The following is a 21,620-nucleotide window of genomic DNA, read 5'->3' as shown; positions in this document are numbered from 1 at the left end:
TTAGGAGTTAATAAGCTTATACATATAATAAGCATTCGAACCATCCGCGTAATAATTATTGATTATGCGGATGTGTTCGAATCCGTTTTTTAGGTAAAGGCCGATGGCGGCTTCGTTAGTCACATTTACTTCCAACGTTATCTTTTTGAGTTGATACGACCGGGCAAATCCGATCGCTTTTTCCATCAGTTGCTGCCCTAACTTCCTGCCTCTGGCATCCGGATGAACGGCTATGGAATAAATACGTAGGTTATGAGTACGGGCATTCGATATCAACGAACTGTATGCAATCACTTTTCCCTTATCCGTAACAACATAAAAGATCCCTTTTGCCTGGGTAATAAGGTATAAGATCTGTCTCCTTGAAAAACTGTCCGCACCGAAGCAAACGGTTTCAATCTCCAGTATCGAATCGAGATCCGAACGGACTGCCTGCCTGATTTCCAACTCCTTTTCCATCCGGTTAAAAATGTTTCATATCCAGTGTCCGCCCGAAATGATTCAGTATACGGTAATACAAGTCGTCTCCCAGTACGGCATCTTCAATCCCGTGATCGATACTCGGATTATCGTTGATCTCGATAACCATAGCCCGGTCGTTAACCATCTTCATATCTACTCCATAAAGCCCTTTCCCGATCAGGGAAGCTGCCTTGACCGCCGTATCGAGTACTTTACGGGGAACCTGATAAATGGGAATGGTATCGACCAGTCCGCACCGGCTTCTTCCCGAATCGTAATGGCAATAGATCTGCCAATGTCCTTTTGCCATATAATATTTGCAGGCAAACAACGGTTCTCCGTTCAGGATACCGATTCGCCAGTCGAATTCAGTCGGTGTAAATTCTTGTGCCAGAAGGATCGACGATTTATCGAAAAGCAGATTGAGTGCCGCTTTCAGTTCTGTCTCATTGGTTACTTTCTTCATTCCGAAAGAGAACGATCCGTCCGGAATTTTCAGGATGAAAGGAGAACCTAGTTGCTCGCTGATCTGTTCGAATGTATTTTCATTCGACTTAAAGATTAACATAGACAGCGGAGCCGGTATCTTTTCTTTCTCAAATAATTCGTTCAGGTAGACCTTGTTGGTACACCGGATGATAGATAATGGATCATCGATCACCACCATCCCGTTTTGCTTCGCCAGTTGTGACAGGCGGAAAGTATAATGGTTCAGCGACGTAGTGGTCCGGATAAACAGAGCGTCGAACTCCATTAACCGAGTAGCATCTTCTTCCGTGATCAGTTCGGCATGTATATCCATCTTTTTAGCAACATCCAGTAATTTGTTCAAAGCCTGTTTGTTGCTGGGTGGAAACTTTTCTTCCGGGTCGTATAATACAGCCAGGCTATACCGTGCTGATTTGACGGACTGCGGAGCACGCCATACTTTTTTGTTGAAACGGTCCAGCGCATCGGCAAAGAAACTTTGTTCGTCGTCGTTCAACTGTTCCAGCGAAAGGAACTGGATCGTTTCGATTTGATTTTTTTGGCGGGTATTCAAACTGACTCTTAGTAGCGGGGCCGGGTAGTTCTCAAAGATAAAACGGGCTATTTTTTCCAACCCTTTCTCTTTGCATGTACCGAAATAGATATCCAGGTTCCAGATGTCTTCGGTGATATCATTTTTCTGTATCCACTGATAACAGAGCTTTTGTAAGTTCCGGTCCATACGGACACCGGCTCCGGCTTCCACCTTGTTAATGATATCTACTCCGGGAATCACTTTGTGTCCCCTGGTTTGGGCTAGTAGCGAACAGTAATATCCTTCGGAATTATAACTGTAATCGTTACTCAGGTTGATGACAAACTTATTCCCCTTTTCTTTCTGGAGAGATTTGTTCTTCAAATAATCGGAAACGGTTAAGATACTGCTTGTCTTATAATACGGTTTCCAATCATTCAGACTGTCTAATAAAATTAGCACGTTATTCATGTCGAATATAATAAGTGCGCAAAAGTAGCTAAATAAATGAATCGGCGATATGAATAATCATTAATTATTGAGTTTCGCTGATGTGACAATCCGACGTCTTGAGGGTGACATCTCTTTTGTCTTATGACAATGCTCCTGTTGTCACTTCTTAAGGGTTGAATTTCTTTGTACGTATTAAAATTTACCATTCCTTTGCCAGTAAAGATAGGATGGTTTAAGGGCTGTCTTATTATAATCTGAATCTTAAATTTTATAAGCATGGAAGAAAAAGAAAATTCACAAGGTAGAAGTTTGAAATTGTATGAGACCTTTACAGTAGAACGTGAAGTTAATTTTAATACAGGCGAGAACTGTTTTCTATCACGTTTGGAAGGTGGTTTGATCTTATTGGATGAAGATGCAATAGAACCGGATGCAGAGTTGCTCGGTGCACCGGGAAAAAAAGTGTTTGTTTTTAAAGCTGTAGCTCCCGGGAAAGCTCTTTATCAGTTGGCTCAGACACATGTGTCGGAAGCTGGTGTTCTTTACGAACAGATTCAACCTGTTGAAATAGAGGACGACCATATCGACCGGAAGTCAGGAGGTTGGACAGATCATCATGAATTGTTGCCGGAAGAGATGGCAGTCTTTCAGGAAGCGATGCGTGGAGTTGTCGGAGTTCAATATACACCTGTATCGGTAGCTGTTCAGATTGTGGAAGGTGTAAATTATCGTTATGTCTGTAAGTCAGTAACTGCAACGAATCCTCCTCGGGAATCCTATGCAATGGTATATGTTCATCAGGCTTTGCCTTGCTATGGTGGTGAAGTGATGATCACTAAAATTGTTCCGTTTTTGAGAGATTAATAATAAAAACCAAGACAATTATGCAGGAAGTAAATAGAATTGCATGTGTAAATGCAGCAGGTTTTATACAGGAATTTCGTGTGATTTGGGATGCTGTTGCTACTTACCGTACAAAGGGTACAACGTTGTTTTTTGAAATAGGATTGGAAGGCTAATCATTTTATTCATAAAAGGAGCTGGTGATATATTTAGTAGCTCCTTTTAACTTTTTATTTTATGAAGATATTGATCGATAATGGGCATGGTATAGAAACTCCGGGCAAACGTTCTCCGGAATGGCCGAATGAAAGCAGACGTTTGTTTGAATGGGAATTTAATCGGGATATTGCAAGGCGGGTACATGAAACACTAACTCAAAAAAATATAGATTGTGAGCTGATAGTAAAGGAAATTAATGATGTCTCACTCCAGGAACGCTGTAACCGGGTGAATACTATTTCCAATCAGGTTGGAAAGACAAACTGCATGCTTGTTTCTATTCATGCTAATGCAGGAGGTGGAACAGGATGGGAAGTCTTTTATACCCGTGATGCCATGACTTCTCAAAAAATCGCTTCGGTCTTTTCAGAAGAAGTGACATCCCGGCATGACACGAATTTCCCTTTCAGGAACAGAGGTTTGAAATATGATCCTTTGTTTATTCTAAAGCATACCAATTGCCCAGCTATTCTTACTGAAAATCTATTTATGGATACCTGGGACGATTTTTTGTTTCTTTGTTCGGAAAAGGGAAGAGCGATAATTGCTGATATACATGTACAGGCTATTTTAAAATACCTCAAAACAGTTTTAATACCAGAAGAATAATAAATTTAGATAAGAGTCCGGATACACATTATTCATATATCCGGTCCCTTGTTATTCGATTTAAAAGGAGGATCTGTTACAAATCATCTTCCAATGCCGTACTTTTGGCATAGGCTGTACTTTTGGCTTCGAAGAAGTCTGTCTTCACCATATTGGCATTTGAATATTGCGATACCCAGTGCATGCTTTCCGGCTCCTTGCGGTTATCATCAAACAGCGGTTCGTAACCTAGACTGAGCCAACGGATATTACCTAAATAGCGGATATAATCTGCCACCATTTGCTGGTTGAGTCCCTGGATGTTGTTGCCTATCACATATTGTCCCCATTCCGTTTCCTGTCTCACTCCTTCATGCATCATTTCCTCGTACACTTTAACCTTATCGGGTGTAAAGAGTTCGGGTTCTTCTTTTTTCAGTTCGAGAATGATGTTACGGAATAACCATAGATGCGTATTTTCATCCCGGTTGATATAGCGTATTTCCTGGGCGGACCCGGACATCTTTCCGTTACGGCTCAGGTTGTAAAAGAACATGAAACCGCTATAGAAATAAATACCTTCCAGAATGTAATTTGCTATCAGGGTTTTCATCAATGTAAAGCCGTTCTGGCTCTCCTGAAACTCGTTGTAACAATTGCCGATGAACGTATTTCTTTTCAATAAGTGCTCATCCGTTTTCCATTGATAGAGGATATCATTGCGTTCTTCGGGACTGCAAATAGAATCGAGCATATAACTATAGCTTTGGCTATGTACACATTCCTGAAAAGCCTGGATATGAAGACAAAGATTGACTTCGTTGGCGGTGATGTATTCACTGATAGCCGGCAGGTTGTTATTCTGTAGAGAATCGAGGAAGACCAGGAAACTGAGGATTTTGTTGTAAGCTGTCCGCTCAGCTGGTTCCAGATGAGGATAATCCTTTGTATCTTGTGACAAGTTGATCTCTTCCGGTATCCAGAAATTGTTCATTGCCTGACGATACCAACTGCTCACCCATTTGTAACGCATATTATTGAAGTCGTTCAAATTGGTGGTATTTCCGCCGATCATTTTCCGGAGACGGATTTCTGTGTCGCCTTCCGGATTGAACAAGGCGTTCTTCTTTAATATTTTTGTTTCCATTGTTCTTTTAGTTTTTTATGATGTACAACTTTCGCATTCTTCTATTTCCAGTGATTTACTTCGAACATAATATACCGTTTTCACTCCGCATTCCCAAGCCAGCAGGTAGAGGTTGAGCAATTGCTTCATGGTGAACTCGTTGGTGATATAGAGGTTCATACTTTGTGCCTGATCGATATGTTGTTGCCGGACACCCGCAGCACGGATACTCCATTGCTGGTCTATCTGGTAGGCGCTTTTATATAACCAATAAGTCTTGTCCGACAGGGCAGGAGCCACGCGTGGGAGCATGGTACCTTTTTTCTCTTCGAGGAAGAAACGTTTCATTGCCGGATCTACTCCTGCTGTTGTCCCGGAGATAATGCTTGTACTGCTGGTGGGAGCTATGGCAAGAAGATAGGCATTTCTCATGCCATTTATCCTGACTTTTTCCTGTAACCGGTTCCATTCTACTGATTTATATCCACGTTTCATGAAATAAGCTCCGGTTTGCCAGTCGCTTCCTTCAAAATATTCGTACCGGCCTTTTTCTTTCGCCAATTCAGCACTCGCTTCAATAGCCGCATAGTTGATACGCTCAAATACTTTGTCCATAAAAGTCAGATGTTCATCGCTTTCCCAACGGATGCCGCGTACGGCAAGCGCGTGATGGTAACCGCTTACCCCAAGGCCGATACTGCGGTAACGATGATTCGTTATCTGTGCAAAGGGTACGGGATAGAAATTAAGGTCGATCACATTATCGAGTGCACGGACCACTGTCGCTACCTTTTCTTTCATCTGTTGTTCATCTTCCAATGGCAAATGCCCAAGTGATAAGCTGGCTAGGTTACATACCACGAAATCGCCTGGGCGAACTGTTTTCACCACGACCGTATCACCGTTCTCAGTGAGGATTTCAGTAGATACGGATTCGATGGATGACATGTTCTGTGCTATTTCCGTACATAAGTTCGAACAGTAAATAATACCCCGGTGGGGATTTGGGTTGGCACGGTTTACGGTGTCACGGTTGAAAGTGAAAGGAGTACCGGTTTCTACAGCCGAGCGTAATACCAGCCTGACAATATCTTTAATATTTATACTACGTTTTGAAAGACGGTTATCGTTCACGCAGTCCAGATATCTTTGTTCCCATTCTTCGCCATAATAATCTTCTAGGCAATATCCTTTGATAGTCATTATCTCATTCGGGCAAAACAGATACCATATTTGATTCAGGTCTTCTTTTGCCATACGCCAGAACAGGTCAGGATAACATACTGCCGGGAATATATCATGGGCCTTCATCCGGTCATCGCCGTTGTTGGTACGGAGCTGGAGAAATTCGGGTAGATCTTTGTGCCATACGTCGAGATACACAGCTACAGCTCCTTGCCGCATACCTAACTGATCGACAGCAACAGCTGTATCGTTTACCAATTTCATCCAGCGGATCACACCTCCGGCGACTCCTTTAAATCCTCGTATATTACCACCTGTGGCACGCACTTTTCCAAAGTACATTCCCATACCACCGCCAAACTTACTAACCATTGCGAAGTTGTCGATACTGCGGTAAATACCTTCCAGACTGTCGGGTACGGTATCGATAAAGCAACTGGAAAGTTGGTGATAAGGCTTGCGTGCGTTGGAAAGCGTAGGAGTGGCCATTGTAACCTGAAGGCTGCTTAACAGGTCATAGAACTTTTTAACCCACAACATCCGGTCGTGCTGTTCGGGCATGGCAAGATGCAGGGCGATTCCCAGAAACATTTCCTGTACGGACTCAACCGGTTCATGGGAACGAGTACGGATAAGGTAGCGTTTCGCCAGTAAATCCAGTCCTGAATAATTAAACAGTTCATTTCTTTCCGGACAGATAAATCCGGCAGCTTCTTCTATCTCTTGCTGAGAGTAATTAGCCAGTATATAGTTACCATATAATCCTTCGTTGGTGAGATAGCTTAATTTATCATAGAATGTATGGAAACCGACAGCTTCTTCCTGCTTTTTTAGTTTCTTTGCCAATTGGAAGTTGAGCAGGCGGGCAGCGATGAACTCCCAGTCGGGAGCTTCCTGCGTAGTTAGTTCCACAGCCGCTTTGATGAGTGCTGTCAGCCGTTCTTTGGATGGCATTTCCGGTTTGCAGAAACTGAAAAACTTCTCAGCCAGTATAGTCAGACTATATTCGTTGGCTGTGAATTTATCCTGTATACCCTTGAGTGTCTCCATTATGGTCGTATCGCCCACTTCATGTGTAATGTGATTGAGGGCTTTCCTTCGTTCCGTCCGTTGCCAGCGATAGAGTATATAGTTTTTAGCTTCGGCATAAAAACCATGTTCCATTAGGCTACGTTCCACTTCGTCCTGAATGCGTTCTACACTGCGGTTTGCTACATTGCTGTTTACAAAACGCTCCACTTCATCCACCATGCTGCGGATGTTTTCGTCCGTTATTTCCTGTCCGGTACTGGCAAAGCTTTTCCGGATGGCAACGGTTATTTTCTCCCTGTTATAAGGTTCGGATGCCCCATTTCTCTTGGTTATTTCCATGAGATACTTTTGAAAAATAAAATTAGAGTATACTTTCGTACTGTTCCCCTATCCCCACGAGTAGAAACAGCCTTTAATGAACGGCAGGTCTTCTGACTGACTCCTTAATTTCCGATACCTTCCCGGTGTCCTCCCTTTAAGGGGATGACCTCCAGTGGCAATTGTCTTTATCGGAAAGTAGAGCGGAGTTTTACAGCAGCGGGACTGTTCGGGATTTTCACCCGATTCCCTTTTAATCCGAATGAAAGGAAATCCATCCGGAACCAGTTCAAAAGCAAAGGTAGCAGAATTTGGGAATCCAATAGCATGGAATACGTTAAAAGAAATAGAGATGATGACCGATTTTTCGTAAGCGTCTATCCTATAATGTTATAACGGGTTTAAAATATATGAATGAGAAAAATTATGTTATTCATGTTATCAAACATCCTGATTTTTATGCTTTGGATGTTGAAATGTCATTCTGCTATTTTTCCTTCAGAATCTTTGCTTTATAAGTATCCAGTTCCGGTTCGCCGGTGAAATACGGAACTGTACAGAAGTTAAGGATTATCTTTTTGGATGTAAGTTTTCTAATAAGATAGAAAAATGATTGTCGGGCTGCATTTATTTGTACGGATAGGTGTAACGCTTTTTAGGACTAGGCATGGATAAAAAAAAGGAAGGTGCACCTATATAAGTAGACACACCTTCCATGCAAGTATTATTGTTTATGAGGGTTAGGGTCGTGAATTTAATGTATATAATCGAACGTTATCTCTACAACGTTACGTCCTTTTTCGTTATTATCTAATGCGATTACGTTTCCTTTTTTCTGCTCTTTGATATGACCACGTAAGAAATAAGGATTAACGTTTCTGGAAGAAACCGGTTCTTTTTCTGTAAATGCGTAATAGAGTGTCACAGGTTGATTGCGGTGATAGCTTGAGATCACGTAACCCAGGAAACAGTGCTCGAAACTGTGTAAAGATGTCTTCCAGGCATGTATCTTAGGGTATTCCGGTGACGGTAGGTTGGTTTCGGCATCTACCATGTGCCAGATTTCGCCATTCTGCTTGTCGACCATGTATTCGAACCAGTATTTATACGTATTGTTTGTAAACCGCAGATAAGAAGGGTCATTCAAGGAAAGTATAGCTGCAGCCTGATCGAGCTCGGCTAATCCCCACCATTCTTTGTCTTTGTCTAATGTACCGTCTGCATTGTAACGACGTGCCCATGAACCGTCTCCATCGATATATGCACGGTTTAAAATGACTTTGATCTTTTCGCGGGCAAAATTTACATAAGCAATATCGTCGGTGATTTTGCCGATCTCATAAATGACCCACATCGCTTTTACAGAGTGACCGAAGTCGGTATGATCTGTACCTAACTCTTTAGACAGGTCATTTGTGGCACTTCCCCAGAAAGTACCGTAACGTTCGCTGTAGAAATGGTTTATCATTACATTCGCCAGTTTTTTCAAGTCGGCTTTCCATTCTGTCTGGTAAGGTTCTGGCAGAGAGGGAGTGACCCAGAGCATATAAGCATACAACTGGTCCAGTTGGGAGACGATCTCTACATTGTCATTCCCTTCCATTACTGATGTGGGTAGCCAGGTCAGAAAATCTTTACCTTCGTCAAAATAAGTATCGAAGATGTATTTACGCGCAGCAAGTAATGGTTTCAGAACCGCTTCGTCATGAGTCAGGTAGTAATAATAGCCTAATCCGGTTATTCCGTAAGCCAGATCCTGACTGTTACGTTTGTCGGCAGGGTCCATCCATTCGCCGGTATTGATATCTTGTTTGTTATACAAGCCGTTGTTTTCGTCCATTGCCTGTAGGATCGCCATTGCTCCCTGGCGGCATTTTTGCAGATAATCGGTATTTCCTGTCATATTATACGCAATGCCGTATGCGAAAGTCTGGCGTGAATGGGCACGGATATAGTTATATTGGGTTGCGTCTTCCACCAGCCCTTTCAGGTCGGCAACTTTCATCGCTTCCTTATATTCTGTCGGCCATTGTGCCGTATCTTGTGGAATGACCTGTCCGTCGTTGCTTCTGAACGTAGAGAAGAAGATACTTTTTCCTTCTGGTATATTCTTTCCGTTCCAGAATTTCATCAGGTCGTTCTCCAGATGTCCTATCCATAATTCCGGGTTATTACAGGGATCTTTTACCAGTGAATCTACATTATAAACATTTGTCCTCTTTTGTGGCAGTGTATTTGTTATTTCCACGATTTCAGTGGTCGAAACCTGTTTAGGAGAAGGGGTACAGGCTGCCAATAGAGTAGCAGCAGCCAATAGTAGAAATGTTTTTTGTTTCATTTTTGTTTCCTTGATTTTTATTTCACGCCGCAAAAGTAGAGGACTTCGACCGGATGACAAAAAATATTCCACAGACAGCATAAAACCCTGTTTGAACGACATAATTTGTTTTTTGATAGCTTCGGTTTACAAATTACAGGTTGAAACTTTCCTGAAAAACAGACCCACGTATATACTAAGAAAGCAGAAAGACTTCAATTCTTAATTGAAGTCTTTCTGCTTTCTTAGAGGTTCCTGGCGGATTCGAACCGCCGTACATGGTTTTGCAGACCACTGACTAAGCCACTCATCCAAGGAACCAATATTTATTTATCGATAATCTGTTACTCTTTTTAGAGGTTCCTGGCGGATTCGAACCGCCGTACACGGTTTTGCAGACCGCTGACTAAGCCACTCATCCAAGGAACCAATTTGTTTCAAATAACGTCTTATCGTTTTGCGAGTGCAAAGAAAAGGATTATGTTTGGATTATGCAAATCTTTTTCATTCTTTTTGCAGGCGTTGATAGTTGCAGAACTAAGGAAAAAGAAGTTACTTTGTCTTCTGTTAGTTATAAAAATGAAAGGATGAATTATATTGAGACAGAAATCCCGGGTGTATGGATTATTGAACCTAAGGTTTTTAATGATGCACGGGGATATTTTATGGAAGCTTGGAAGAAAGAAGAGTTCGAGCAACATATCGGTAAAATAAATTTTATTCAGGATAATGAATCCTGTTCTTCCAGGGGAGTACTTCGTGGATTACATTACCAGTTGGCTCCTTATTCGCAGTCGAAGTTGGTACGGGTGATCACCGGACGTGTTCTGGATGTAGCAGTGGATATCCGTGTCGATTCTCCGACATTCGGAAAATATGTAGCTGTCGAACTTTCAGCAGAGAATAAACGTCAGTTCTTTATTCCCCAGGGATTTGCTCATGGATTTCATGTACTGAGCGACGAAGCTGTATTTACTTATAAAGTAGATAATCCTTACATGCCGAGTCATGAAAGGGGACTTCGTTTTGATGATCCTTCGATTGGGGTCGATTGGAGGATTTCCGACACGGAATCTCTAACTTTATCAGAGAAAGATACAAAAGCGCCTCTCTTAAGTGAGGCAGAATATAATTTTACATATAAATAATACGGACGATGAAGACTTATCTGGTTACGGGTGCCGCTGGTTTTATTGGTGCCAACTTTATCAAATATATGCTGGCAGAGCATCAGGATATAAAGATTGTAGTTCTCGACTTGCTTACTTATGCAGGTAATCTGGGTACAATAGCAGGAGATATCGATGGCAAACGTTGTGAGTTTGTAAAGGGGGATATCTGTGACCGTACGCTGGTTGATGAACTTTTTGCAAAGTATAATTTCGATTATGTAGTCAATTTTGCTGCAGAAAGCCATGTAGATCGTAGTATTGAAAATCCGCAGTTGTTCCTAGTGACGAATATTCTGGGAACACAAAACCTGCTGGACGCTGCGCGCAAAGCCTGGGTGACGGGAAAAGAGGAGACCGGTTATCCGCAGTGGCGTGAAGGCGTACGTTTCCACCAGGTATCGACGGATGAGGTGTATGGCAGTCTTGGAGCGGAAGGTTATTTCCATGAAACGACTCCGCTGGACCCGAGAAGTCCGTATAGCGCTTCCAAGACCAGTGCCGATTTGTTTGTAAAGGCATATTCCGATACTTATAAAATGCCGGTAAGTATTACCCGTTGTTCCAACAACTATGGTCCCTATCATTTCCCGGAAAAACTGATTCCGCTTATTATCAAAAATATCCTGGAAGGGAAATCTTTGCCGGTGTATGGCGACGGTACCAATGTTCGGGACTGGTTGTATGTGGAAGATCATTGTAAAGCTATCGATGCGGTTATTCATCGCGGTCGGGTAGGAGAAGTATATAATGTTGGCGGACATAACGAAAAGCAGAATATCGAGATTGTTAAACTGACCATTCAGACAATTCGTCAGTTGATGACTGAACACCCCGAATATCGTCAGGTATTGAAGAAGAAAGAGATCGGTCCTGACGGAGAGATTAGGATCGACTGGATCAACGAAAGCCTGATCACTTTTGTGAAAGACCGCCTCGGACATGACCAGCGTTATGCTATCGATCCAACAAAGATCTCGGAAGAACTCGACTGGACACCTGAAACCAGTTTTGAAGTCGGTATTGTCAAAACAATCCGCTGGTATCTGGAAAACCAGCAATGGGTGGAAGAGATTACCGGTGGTGACTATATGAAATATTACGACCGGATGTATTCCGGCCGTGAGTTATAAAATACTGGCTTCTCCATCCGGAGGAGTCGCTGAATGATTTGAGGAGAGGCTGCTCACCAGTTCGGGGGCAGTCTCTTTTATTTGATTGCGTATCGATTCCCGTATCTCTTTCCGGATGTTTGTCCGTGTGCTATCCAGTTCGGCTTCTTTAGCCGGTTTGAATAAATCTTTGTAACGGCATTTTACGATCTTGTATTTAAAATCGTCCAGGTTGCCGGTGATGTCTATTCCCAGTTTGAAAGGAACGGGCGACTTGAGTACGGATAAATGATAGTTGAATGTCATGTCCAGGTTATGTGTTCCTCCGACTGCCACTTTATATCTGTCCATTTCGACCAGAAAGGGGAATACTTCGATTTTATTGTCTTTGATGGCAAGGTCGACAGAGATACTGTCTATGACATTCCGTTTCTTATTTTTGAACATAAGCGTCTTGGATATTTCCGTAAAAGTCTCGCCATCGAGCAGTACCATATTTTCTCCATGCAGATAGCAGGCTGAATTTAAAGAAGGGAGATCGAGTGACATTACCGAATCCATTTTACAAGTAGCTGTTATCTGGCAGTCGACTACCCCCTCAAAAGAACGTAACATAGGGACCAGGGTATCGATGGCAGGATATAACCCGATCAGTTTCTCGACCATCACATTTTCCATATCAATATCGAAACCGGCAGAAGCGCCGCTCTCATCTTTAGCTGTGTAGAACATGGTCATATGTCCACGACCGATATTCGAATCCATCTTGAGGTTACTGAGGTTGATGCTTTGATCACGGATGATCACTTCACCGAGAACGTTACTAAGTTCGACATCTTTGAAATCTATCTTTTTTGCATCTGTGTGAAGCGTCATATCCAGATAGGCTGGGATAACGAATACGCGGTCTGTTGTGTCTAACGTTGCTGTAGCAATGGAATCCTGTAATGCATGGGTATCCATTGTGACTAGATTTTCTTCGTCAATAACTGACTGGTCGGTAGTTGCGGAATGTAGCTCTGTATATTGCATGCCTGAGTTCATCGCTTTCATTAGCTGGTTGCAGTCGATATAGTCGGATGTCAGGGAGAAGTTTCCTTGTAATTTCCCTCCGCGTAACATCGCCTGGCGAATACGTTTTATTTCTCCGTTCAGCATGAAATCGCTTTTACCCAGATGCAGGTGAGCATTGGTAAGGGTAATATCGTTGGTATTGAACTTCATGGTGGTTTGGTCCATTTTCATGGGAACGGGTAAAAGACGGCTGAATCCGCGCATTTTGTTGAAAGAAAGACTGCCACGGACTTCCCAACGGCGTAATAACTGTGTCGTTACATCAGTCGTGTCTGTCTGTGTCTGGTCAGGTGTTCTTGGACGGCGCGTACGTGTCGCTCTTGCGGTTGTGGTATGGGTAGTCGTATCGGTCCGTGCCAGCCAGCGTTGACGCATTGCATCGCGGTAGGGGAGTGCTTCTATATTAAATGTATTTCCGGAAAGGATCATTCCGGTACGCATCGGTAGAATGAAATAACGAAGGGTATCGACTGAGATGGTAGCACCGGCAGTCGGTATACGTTTGTTGGATGCGGATGATTTGATCCCTCCTTTCATGACTGTTTGTCCGGCAACCAGCCATACGGAATCGGGGAGGCGGGTACGCAGATAGTCAAATTTCAGTTGAGCAGTCATCGGGATAACAGCCGTCGTATCTATGACAGGAGATGTTTTTGCCTGTATAGTCAATCGGCTGATGTTTGTGCTGATTGCATCCTGGTATTTGATGTTCAGGCTATCGACCGATAAAGTCGTGCTTAACAAATCTTTATTTTCCAGATAAGAACTGCTTAGCTGTGTCGAGTCGACCGAGAAACCGGCATTAGTAATAAAGACATCCATTCCTAACGGCTTGCTATAGGCTTTCAACGTATCAATATTCAAACGACCGGATGCATGTACCTTCCCGTATTGGCTGTTCAGTAGATCGTCGACATTGAATGAGGCGGAAAGGTCGGCATCCATAGTTCCCTGAAGGAGCAATGTGTCCGGGTTCAGAAACTCTTTTGCCAGTCGTGTAAAATCGATCTTCCCTTTTATATTCGCATCTATATTGGGGGACGTCAGCAGGTTGGTGACTTTTCCGCTCATGTCCAGGGAGGTTGTCAGACCTTTTAATGTCAGTTGTTCCAATGACATGAAAGAAGAGTCGGGATACATACCGTTCAGGTGAAGATCCATATCCATCTGTATGGTGTCGATCCCTTGTTTGAGACCTTTGACGTGATAGGAGCCATTCTCTATTTTGCAGCATAGGTTTACAGAGGGCACAATGCTGTCGCCGAGGTAACCATGTATGTTGCCTTCCACAACGATTGCTCCTTTTGCCAGTGTTTTTTCTCTGTTCTGAAAATAAGCATCGGGAATGAATTTCAGCAAATCGTTCATGTCAGATACTTTGAGCCCTACCTCCATGTCTATTTTAGTCTGTTTTAGCGGAGGTACACTGCTGACAGAGCCGTTAGCCGTAAAAGGCAGGTCGTTTACCAGTAGTTCGGCATCGTTCAATGTGATTGTATTGAAGTTGTCAGAAAGTAAGAGCTGGCTTTTTAGTTTTAATGCCAGTTTGTTTTCCAATGTATAAGTCGGGCTGCTGAACAGGATGGAGGTAGAACCTGTTTCAATATCCAGTTTGTTTTTTCCGTTGGTTAGTGAGCCGTCGAGATTGAGGAAAAAGCCATTGATTTCGGCAAATAAATCTGCTTCATGGTCGTCGTAAGTGAAACGGCCGTTTGAGATACGGACTTTTTGCAGGTCGATGGGAGGCAACGGTTTTTTGTCGGTCTCGGCAGAATCCGTTTTGCTGGAATAAATATCCCAGTTAGCCGCTCCTTTTTTATTGACATATCCATAGAAGCGGGGTTCATCAATGCTGATCTCGCCTATGGTTATTTTGCCGCCGAAAAGGTAGTCGGTCGGTCGGAGGGAGATGACAGCCGTTTTGAATGCAAGTAACGAATCGGAGGAGATAGCCAGTTTTTCTTTATGTGCTGTAGAGTCTTCTGCTGCATGTGAGATCAGATGACCGTTCGTAAGCCGGATGCCCAGATGCGGGTATGTTTCGAAATAAGTCAGTTCGATCCGTTCGCAATCCAGGTGGGCATTGAGAAATTTATTAGTCTGTTCGATGACAAGCGGGGTCAGTTTCTCCGGTGGGAGGACACCCCAATTCAGAATGCTGAACCCGATACCCGGAAGGATAAAGAACAGGGTAACGGCGATAACGATAATGGTTGTAACTAATTTTTTATTGATCTTCATATTGTCTTCATGTATTGGTCATACAAAAGTATGTAAATAAACCCATATCTTTGTACCTGATAAGTTTATTTAAAAGAATATAGGAATATGGATTTTCGTCTGAAGGTATTTTACAGCGTAGCGACTAACCTGAGCTTTACGAAAGCGTCAAAAGAGTTGTATATAAGTCAACCTGCTATAAGTAAGCATATTCATGAGTTGGAAATGCAATATAAGATGCCTCTGTTCGACCGTACAGGCAGCCGTATCATGTTGACGCGGGCCGGAGAACTGTTGTTGTCGCATACCAATACGCTGCTTGCCGCTTACCGGCAACTGGACTTCGAGATGAATCTGCTGACCGATAATATATGTGGCGACCTGCGCCTGGGGGCCAGTACTACGATCGCCCAATATGTTTTACCACCTATATTATCTACTTTTATCAGGAAGTTCCCCGATATTCGTGCTTCTTTACTGAACGGTAACAGCCATGATATTGAAAAGGCTTTGTGTGAGGGTAAAATCACTTTGGGGCTGGTGGAAGGAAATGCCCGCCAAAGTTCTCTTCATTATACGCCTTTTATGAAAGACGAATTGGTTGTGATTACGCATACCGGTAGTAAACTGGCTCATTTTGAAGAACTGTCGCTGGAACAACTTTGCACACTTCCGCTGGTACTCCGGGAAAATGGTTCCGGAACATTGGCGGTTTTGGAATCAACGCTTGCCGAACATCAGATCAAATTATCGCAGTTAAATGTGCTGATGCAGTTAGGGAGTACCGAAAGTATCAAGTTATTTCTTGAAAACTCGGATGCTTTGGCTATCGTATCGGTGCGTGCCGTTACCCGCGAGTTGATGTCAGGTACCTTGAAAGTGATCGATATCACGAATTTTTCTGCCGAACGTATGTTCTCCTTTGTACAATTGCAGGGGCAAAGCGGAGGGTTGGAAGAAAGTTTTATCCGGTATATGCAGGCATATAAATGATATCAGATATGGATGCCGTAATCATGTTTCACTTCATCCATCACAAAAGTACTTTCCAGCGATCCGAGACTGTCGATTGTCCCCAGAACGTTCAGGATAAACTCCTGATAGTATTTCATATTGGGAGCATGTATCTTTAGCAGGTAATCGTAACTGCCCGATATGTTGTAACATTCGGTTACCTCAGGAATATCTTGTATGACTCGTGTGAAATCGGTCGCTATCTCTTTGTTGAGCTTACTGAGTTTGACCCGGCAAAAGACGACAAAACCCAGATTCAGTTTTTCTGCATCCAATACGGCAATATACTTCTTTATATACCCTCCGTTCTCCAGGCGTCTGAGGCGTTCGAAGACGGGTGTCGACGAAAGGTTTACCCGGGCGGCAAGCTCTTTGGTCGTTAGTCGTGCATTTTCTTGTAGCGTACGGAGGATTTGTAAATCCTTTTTATCTAAAGTCTCCATAGAATAAAATTCTTTTATCTGATCTTTTTTAACTGTTGTCTGGTTCGTTTATTCTGTATGATACTGCAAAAATAGGGTTATTTTCTGTATTTATGATATTTCTTGTTTGATATTTCCGTGTATGATAACTTTGCTGGAAAATAATTCGATAATAAATCAAACTGAAAAGAATAAGATCATGGCAAAAAGAGAATTACATTTCGAGACATTACAGCTTCATGTAGGGCAGGAACAGGCCGATCCGGCAACAGATTCACGTGCAGTGCCCATTTATCAGACAACTTCTTATGTATTCCATAACTCGGCACATGCCGCTGCACGTTTCGGTTTGCAGGATCCGGGTAATATATACGGACGTCTGACCAATTCGACACAAGGTGTTTTCGAGCAACGTGTAGCCGCTCTTGAAGGGGGGGTGGCCGGGTTGGCTGTAGCTTCCGGTGCGGCTGCTATTACATATGCATTTGAAAACATTGCCCGTGCCGGTGACCATATTGTCGCTGCTAAAACTATTTATGGGGGAAGTTATAATTTGTTGGCACATACGTTGCCTACTTATGGAATAACTGCAACTTTTGTCGATCCTGCCGATCTGTCGAATTTCGAGAAAGCTATTCAACCGAATACGAAGGCTATTTTCATCGAGACTCTCGGAAATCCGAATTCCAATATTATAGATATAGAAGTTGTTGCTGATATCGCTCATCGTCATCAAATCCCTTTGATCGTCGATAATACTTTCGGTACTCCTTATCTGATACGCCCGATTGAGTACGGTGCTGATATTGTGGTACACTCTGCAACAAAGTTTATAGGTGGTCACGGAACATCGTTAGGTGGTGTGATTGTTGATTCCGGTAAATTCGACTGGGTAGCCTCCGGTAAATTCCCGCAACTGACGGAACCGGATCCGAGTTATCATGGTGTACGTTTCGTCGATGCAGCAGGTCCGGCGGCGTATGTGACCCGTATTCGCGCCATCTTACTGCGTGATACAGGGGCTTGCATCAGTCCTTTCAATGCATTCATTTTATTACAAGGACTGGAAACGCTTTCATTACGTGTGGAACGTCATGTGGAAAATGCCCTGAAGGTTGTGAATTTTCTGAAAGACCATCCGAGAGTGAAAAAAGTGAATCATCCGTCATTGCCGGATCATCCCGACCATGCTTTATACAAGCGGTATTTCCCGAAAGGTGGCAGTTCTATTTTTACCTTTGAAATAAAGGGAGGACAAGAGGAAGCGCACCGTTTCATCGACAGCCTGGAGATTTTCTCTTTGTTGGCAAACGTTGCCGATGTTAAATCCCTTGTTATTCATCCGGCAAGTACGACACACTCGCAACTTAGTGCCGAAGAACTTGCCGATCAGGAAATCTATCCGGGAACAGTTCGTTTATCGATCGGAACGGAGCATATAGATGATTTGCTTGCAGATCTGGAGGAAGCGCTTGCTAAAATCTGAACAATTGGAAAGAGGGGAATGTTATAACTTCAAGTTATCAGCTATTCCATAATGTGATTGGTGCGATATCTTTTTTAAGTCTACCTTTGCGCCATCAAAAATAAAGGATAACTAAGATATTATAGTAATGAATACAATTGAACAAGTACTTACGAAGTATAACAAATCTCTTTTCATTCTTCTTTTTATTTTTTGTCTGATGCCTTTTGTTTCACCTGCAGTTGCCCTGTTCCTGGGGCTTGCGCTGGGAATGACAGCCGGACAACCTTTCCCGAAATTCAGTAAGAAGACTTCTAAATATTTATTGCAGTTCTCTGTCGTTGGTCTGGGATTCGGAATGAATCTGCATGAATCGCTGAGAACGGGAAAAGAAGGGATGCTTTTCACTGTCGTGTCGGTTGTTGCAGTTTTGGCGTTAGGTATGTATCTGGGTAAAAGGTTGATGATGGATCGTAAAACGGCCTATCTGATCTCTGCCGGGACTGCTATTTGCGGAGGAAGTGCTATTGCAGCCGTTGCACCGGTAGTGAAAGCCAATGATAACGAGATGTCGATGTCGTTAGGGACTATTTTTATTCTAAATGCGATTGCGTTGTTTATCTTTCCGCCTATCGGTCATTTACTGGGATTAAGCCAGGAACAGTTTGGTATGTGGGCGGCTATTGCCATACATGATACAAGCTCGGTGGTAGGAGCCGGTGCCGCTTATGGTGAACAAGCGCTTGAAATAGCAACGATGGTTAAGTTGACGCGGGCGTTATGGATCATTCCTGTGACAATTGCTACTATGTTTATTTTTAAACAGAAAGGTGCGAAGATCAGTATCCCCTGGTTTATCTTTTTCTTTATTTTGGCTATGGTGGCAAATACCTTCCTGACAATTCCTGAAACGATAACGAGTTCGTTGGTCTGGTTGGCAAAGAAAGGGTTGACAGTTACTCTGTTTCTGATCGGGGCGGGGCTATCGAGAAAAGTAATTAAGCAGGTCGGAGTTCGTCCGATGGTTCAGGGAGTTATTCTTTGGGTATTTATCGGATTGATCAGTTTAGGGGTAATAATGTTGGTTTAATTGTTTTTTATTACCTTTGCCCCTCAAAAGTTGACAGTTGACAGTTGATGATTGACAGTAAGAAATGGTTACGACCTGCCGGCTGTTATTTATCAACTGTCAACTGTCAGTTGTCAACTGATTAAATATTATGGCTTCAAAAGTAACAAAAGGCATTATAATTTCGTTTTGGGTGCTGTTCGTTGCAGTAGTAGGGACTGTGTTCCTGTTGTTTACAGCTATTGCAAATGGTTCGATCGGGTATATGCCCCGTGTGGAACAGCTGGAAAATCCTATCGACAAGTTCGCTTCCCAGATCATTTCTGCAGATGGAAAAACGTTGGGTAGTTATGCGCATAGTCAGGATAACCGTATTATGGCAAATTACAAAGACCTTTCGCCCGACCTGGTGAAAGCCCTGATCGCTACTGAAGATATCCGTTTTGCAGAGCATAGCGGTATCGATGCGCAGGGATTGTTCCGTGCTGTTGTAAAACGTGGTCTCCTGATGCAGAAGAGTGGTGGAGGCGGTAGTACCATCACCCAGCAGTTAGCTAAGCAGCTTTTTTCACCAAGTGCTGACAATTTTATGGAACGTCTGTTCCAGAAGCCGATCGAATGGGTAATAGCCGTTCAGTTGGAACGTAATTATACGAAGGAAGAGATCGTCAGCATGTATCTGAATAAATTTGACTTCCTGTATAATGCGGTTGGTATTCAATCGGCTGCACGTGTCTATTTTGGAACGACTCCTAAGAATCTGAAAATAGAAGAAGCCGCGACACTGGTCGGAATGTGTAAAAACCCTTCTTATTTCAATCCGAAGCGTCAGAATGAACGTACACGCGGACGCCGTAATACAGTGCTGGAACAAATGGAAAAGGCCGGTTATATATCACGTGCCGAATGTGATTCGTTAAAGGCATTGCCGTTGACTCTTCGTTTCAGCCGTATGGATCACAAGGATGGTCCGGCTCCTTACTTCCGTGAATATCTGCGTATTCTGATGACTCGCAATAAACCGGATCGTAGTGAGTATAGAGGATGGCAGAAACAGCAATTTTATGAAGATTCTCTGGCTTGGGAAACCAATCCGCTGTATGGCTGGTGTAACAAGAATAAGAAAGCTGTGGACGGTAAGTATTATAATCTTTATACGGATGGTTTGAAAATATATACAACGATCGATTCCCGTATGCAGCAGTATGCGGAAGAAGCCGTTCGCGAACATTTCAGTAAAGATTTGCAACCTGCTTTCTTCCAGGCTAACAAAAAGAAGAAACAGGCTCCTTTCTCCATAGACCTTCGTCCGGGTGAAGTAGATACCATTATGATGCGTGCTATGCATCAGACCGATCGTTACCGGGCCATGAAAAAGGCTGGAGAGAAGGAGGATGAGATACGTAAAGTGTTCAATACACCTGTTGATATGCGTGTGTTTTCATGGAGCGGACCGATCGATACGATTATGTCGCCGATGGATTCTATCCGTTACCATAAAAGTTTCCTGCGTACTGGTTTTATGTCGATGGACCCGCGTACCGGTTATGTAAAAGCCTATGTAGGTGGTATCGATTATAATGACTTTCAGTATGATATGGTGAATGGCGGACGTCGTCAGATAGGTTCGACCATTAAGCCATTCCTTTATTCGCTGGCTATGATTGAAGGATTCAGCCCGTGTGATGAAATGTTGCATGTGCAAAACACCTATTTTGACGAGAATGGTATTCCCTGGACTCCACGTAATGCCAGTGCTAAACGGGTTGGTGAACAGGTCTCTATTCAATGGGGCTTACAGAATTCGGATAACTGGGTGACGGCATGGCTGATGAGCCAGATGTCTCCTTATACCTTCGTGCGCTTGCTTCACTCTTTTGGTTTAAAGAATCAGATGGACCCCGTGATTTCGATTTGTCTCGGTACACCGGACGTCTCGGTCAGTGAGATGGTAAGCGGATATTCCGTCTTTGCCAATAAAGGTATTCGTTCGGAGCCGATCTATGTGACCCGTATCGAGGACTCCTATGGAAATACGATTGCCAGCTTTAATTCTCAGATGAGCGAGGTGTTGACGGAAGATGCTTCTTATAAAATGCTTCATATGTTGAAGGATGTGATCGATGGGGGAACAGGCGGCCGTATCCGTTTCCGTTATGGGATCAAGGCACCTATGGGTGGTAAGACCGGTACGACGCAAAACAACTCCGACGGTTGGTTCATGGCTTTTACACCCAGCTTGGTCTCGGGATGTTGGGTCGGTGGCGAAGAACGTTCTATCCACTTCGATCGTTTGTCGGAAGGACAGGGAGCAAGTATGGCGTTGCCTATCTATGGTTTGTTCATGCAGAAAGTATATGCCGACAAGACGCTCGGCTATTCGGAAGAGGAAGATTTTGATGTTCCAGAGCAATATGCCGATCCTTGTAAAACAGCGACAGAGGAAGAACGCAAGAGTATTCCGACGGATGTCGGCGGTATCGATAAAATGTTTGAATAGCAGATTGGATTACCTGAAATACAACTCCC

General features: G+C 43.3%; 16 protein-coding genes, 2 tRNA genes and 1 riboswitch. Of the genes, 9 read left to right on the top strand and 9 right to left on the bottom strand.

The window, feature by feature from the left end; all coding sequences use genetic code 11:
- Together rimI and DWX23_RS10640 are read right to left on the bottom strand one after the other, a co-directional pair.
- A complete protein-coding gene (gene rimI, locus DWX23_RS10645) occupies positions 1-459 on the bottom strand; it encodes a ribosomal protein S18-alanine N-acetyltransferase (protein ID WP_122374481.1) in 459 nt (152 codons plus the stop codon).
- A 4-nt stretch (positions 460-463) separates the two neighbouring features.
- Positions 464-1,936, bottom strand: a complete 1,473-nt coding sequence (locus DWX23_RS10640; RefSeq protein WP_122374480.1) for a RimK family protein — start codon at positions 1,934-1,936, stop codon at positions 464-466.
- 258 nt (positions 1,937-2,194) lie between these two features.
- On the opposite strand from DWX23_RS10640, the gene DWX23_RS10635 reads away from it, so the two are divergent.
- The 3 genes from DWX23_RS10635 to DWX23_RS10630 all read left to right on the top strand — a co-directional run bounded on the left by DWX23_RS10635 (position 2,195) and on the right by DWX23_RS10630 (position 3,589).
- On the top strand, positions 2,195-2,782 hold the full coding sequence (locus DWX23_RS10635; protein ID WP_122351626.1) for a protease inhibitor I42 family protein: 588 nt from the start codon (positions 2,195-2,197) through the stop codon (positions 2,780-2,782).
- A gap of 20 nt (positions 2,783-2,802) precedes the next feature.
- Positions 2,803-2,937 carry a hypothetical protein gene (locus DWX23_RS25265; protein WP_255419589.1) on the top strand — a complete coding sequence of 45 codons (135 nt, stop codon included), beginning with the start codon at positions 2,803-2,805 and terminating at the stop codon, positions 2,935-2,937.
- Positions 2,938-2,998: 61 nt separating this feature from the next.
- Complete coding sequence (locus DWX23_RS10630) at positions 2,999-3,589, top strand: N-acetylmuramoyl-L-alanine amidase (protein ID WP_122374479.1); 591 nt, start codon at positions 2,999-3,001, stop codon at positions 3,587-3,589.
- A gap of 76 nt (positions 3,590-3,665) precedes the next feature.
- Here DWX23_RS10630 and DWX23_RS10625 read toward each other — a convergent pair whose 3' ends face one another.
- The 5 genes from DWX23_RS10625 to DWX23_RS10605 form a co-directional block, all read right to left on the bottom strand.
- On the bottom strand, positions 3,666-4,715 hold the full coding sequence (locus tag DWX23_RS10625) for a ribonucleotide-diphosphate reductase subunit beta (protein ID WP_122374478.1): 1,050 nt from the start codon (positions 4,713-4,715) through the stop codon (positions 3,666-3,668).
- Positions 4,716-4,730: 15 nt separating this feature from the next.
- On the bottom strand, positions 4,731-7,250 hold the full coding sequence (locus DWX23_RS10620; protein ID WP_122374477.1) for a ribonucleoside-diphosphate reductase subunit alpha: 2,520 nt from the start codon (positions 7,248-7,250) through the stop codon (positions 4,731-4,733).
- 64 nt (positions 7,251-7,314) lie between these two features.
- Positions 7,315-7,533: riboswitch (cobalamin riboswitch) on the bottom strand.
- A 450-nt stretch (positions 7,534-7,983) separates the two neighbouring features.
- Positions 7,984-9,567, bottom strand: a complete 1,584-nt coding sequence (locus tag DWX23_RS10615; protein WP_147382533.1) for an AGE family epimerase/isomerase — start codon at positions 9,565-9,567, stop codon at positions 7,984-7,986.
- Positions 9,568-9,795: 228 nt separating this feature from the next.
- A tRNA-Cys gene (locus DWX23_RS10610) sits at positions 9,796-9,867 on the bottom strand.
- Between the two features lie 36 nt (positions 9,868-9,903).
- Positions 9,904-9,975: transfer RNA gene (locus tag DWX23_RS10605), tRNA-Cys, on the bottom strand.
- A 158-nt stretch (positions 9,976-10,133) separates the two neighbouring features.
- On the opposite strand from DWX23_RS10605, the gene rfbC reads away from it, so the two are divergent.
- Positions 10,134-10,694 carry a dTDP-4-dehydrorhamnose 3,5-epimerase gene (rfbC, locus tag DWX23_RS10600; protein ID WP_122374612.1) on the top strand — a complete coding sequence of 187 codons (561 nt, stop codon included), beginning with the start codon at positions 10,134-10,136 and terminating at the stop codon, positions 10,692-10,694.
- 8 nt (positions 10,695-10,702) lie between these two features.
- Complete coding sequence (rfbB, locus tag DWX23_RS10595) at positions 10,703-11,848, top strand: dTDP-glucose 4,6-dehydratase (RefSeq protein ID WP_122374475.1); 1,146 nt, start codon at positions 10,703-10,705, stop codon at positions 11,846-11,848.
- Here rfbB and DWX23_RS10590 read toward each other — a convergent pair.
- Entirely contained in the window at positions 11,843-15,142 is a 3,300-nt protein-coding gene (locus DWX23_RS10590; RefSeq protein WP_122374474.1) for an AsmA-like C-terminal region-containing protein, read from the bottom strand. The genes rfbB and DWX23_RS10590 overlap by 6 nt on opposite strands.
- An 87-nt stretch (positions 15,143-15,229) precedes the next feature.
- Here DWX23_RS10590 and DWX23_RS10585 point away from each other — a divergent pair, with 87 nt between their 5' ends.
- Positions 15,230-16,114 carry a LysR family transcriptional regulator gene (locus DWX23_RS10585; protein WP_122351606.1) on the top strand — a complete coding sequence of 295 codons (885 nt, stop codon included), beginning with the start codon at positions 15,230-15,232 and terminating at the stop codon, positions 16,112-16,114.
- 2 nt (positions 16,115-16,116) lie between these two features.
- Here the strand turns inward: DWX23_RS10585 and DWX23_RS10580 are convergent, their stop codons facing one another.
- Complete coding sequence (locus DWX23_RS10580) at positions 16,117-16,578, bottom strand: Lrp/AsnC family transcriptional regulator (RefSeq protein WP_122351605.1); 462 nt, start codon at positions 16,576-16,578, stop codon at positions 16,117-16,119.
- 178 nt (positions 16,579-16,756) lie between these two features.
- Between DWX23_RS10580 and DWX23_RS10575 the strand changes: the two genes are divergently transcribed.
- The 3 genes from DWX23_RS10575 (at position 16,757) to DWX23_RS10565 (ending at position 21,591) form a co-directional block, all read left to right on the top strand.
- Positions 16,757-18,043 carry an O-acetylhomoserine aminocarboxypropyltransferase/cysteine synthase family protein gene (locus tag DWX23_RS10575; protein WP_122374473.1) on the top strand — a complete coding sequence of 429 codons (1,287 nt, stop codon included), beginning with the start codon at positions 16,757-16,759 and terminating at the stop codon, positions 18,041-18,043.
- Positions 18,044-18,170: 127 nt separating this feature from the next.
- Positions 18,171-19,112, top strand: coding sequence for a YeiH family protein (locus DWX23_RS10570; protein ID WP_122374472.1), 942 nt, complete (start codon positions 18,171-18,173; stop codon positions 19,110-19,112).
- Between the two features lie 130 nt (positions 19,113-19,242).
- On the top strand, positions 19,243-21,591 hold the full coding sequence (locus DWX23_RS10565) for a transglycosylase domain-containing protein (RefSeq protein ID WP_122374471.1): 2,349 nt from the start codon (positions 19,243-19,245) through the stop codon (positions 21,589-21,591).
- Positions 21,592-21,620 lie beyond the last annotated feature (29 nt).

Source organism: Parabacteroides sp. AF18-52, from assembly GCF_003479145.1.
Classification (GTDB): Bacteria; Bacteroidota; Bacteroidia; order Bacteroidales; family Tannerellaceae; genus Parabacteroides; species Parabacteroides faecis.
Note: the sequence above shows the minus strand (reverse complement) of the source record. Positions and strands in the feature narration are given on the sequence as shown.

What these genes read in the sequence shown, in the direction of transcription:
- rimI (WP_122374481.1), bottom strand. Translation starts at nt 459, where the DNA reads ATGGAAAAGGAGTTGGAAATCAGGCAGGCAGTCCGTTCGGATCTCGAT.
- DWX23_RS10640 (WP_122374480.1), bottom strand. Translation starts at nt 1,936, where the DNA reads ATGAATAACGTGCTAATTTTATTAGACAGTCTGAATGATTGGAAACCG.
- DWX23_RS10635 (WP_122351626.1), top strand. Translation starts at nt 2,195, where the DNA reads ATGGAAGAAAAAGAAAATTCACAAGGTAGAAGTTTGAAATTGTATGAG.
- DWX23_RS25265 (WP_255419589.1), top strand. Translation starts at nt 2,803, where the DNA reads ATGCAGGAAGTAAATAGAATTGCATGTGTAAATGCAGCAGGTTTTATA.
- DWX23_RS10630 (WP_122374479.1), top strand. Translation starts at nt 2,999, where the DNA reads ATGAAGATATTGATCGATAATGGGCATGGTATAGAAACTCCGGGCAAA.
- DWX23_RS10625 (WP_122374478.1), bottom strand. Translation starts at nt 4,715, where the DNA reads ATGGAAACAAAAATATTAAAGAAGAACGCCTTGTTCAATCCGGAAGGC.
- DWX23_RS10620 (WP_122374477.1), bottom strand. Translation starts at nt 7,250, where the DNA reads ATGGAAATAACCAAGAGAAATGGGGCATCCGAACCTTATAACAGGGAG.
- DWX23_RS10615 (WP_147382533.1), bottom strand. Translation starts at nt 9,567, where the DNA reads ATGAAACAAAAAACATTTCTACTATTGGCTGCTGCTACTCTATTGGCA.
- rfbC (WP_122374612.1), top strand. Translation starts at nt 10,134, where the DNA reads ATGAATTATATTGAGACAGAAATCCCGGGTGTATGGATTATTGAACCT.
- rfbB (WP_122374475.1), top strand. Translation starts at nt 10,703, where the DNA reads ATGAAGACTTATCTGGTTACGGGTGCCGCTGGTTTTATTGGTGCCAAC.
- DWX23_RS10590 (WP_122374474.1), bottom strand. Translation starts at nt 15,142, where the DNA reads ATGAAGATCAATAAAAAATTAGTTACAACCATTATCGTTATCGCCGTT.
- DWX23_RS10585 (WP_122351606.1), top strand. Translation starts at nt 15,230, where the DNA reads ATGGATTTTCGTCTGAAGGTATTTTACAGCGTAGCGACTAACCTGAGC.
- DWX23_RS10580 (WP_122351605.1), bottom strand. Translation starts at nt 16,578, where the DNA reads ATGGAGACTTTAGATAAAAAGGATTTACAAATCCTCCGTACGCTACAA.
- DWX23_RS10575 (WP_122374473.1), top strand. Translation starts at nt 16,757, where the DNA reads ATGGCAAAAAGAGAATTACATTTCGAGACATTACAGCTTCATGTAGGG.
- DWX23_RS10570 (WP_122374472.1), top strand. Translation starts at nt 18,171, where the DNA reads ATGAATACAATTGAACAAGTACTTACGAAGTATAACAAATCTCTTTTC.
- DWX23_RS10565 (WP_122374471.1), top strand. Translation starts at nt 19,243, where the DNA reads ATGGCTTCAAAAGTAACAAAAGGCATTATAATTTCGTTTTGGGTGCTG.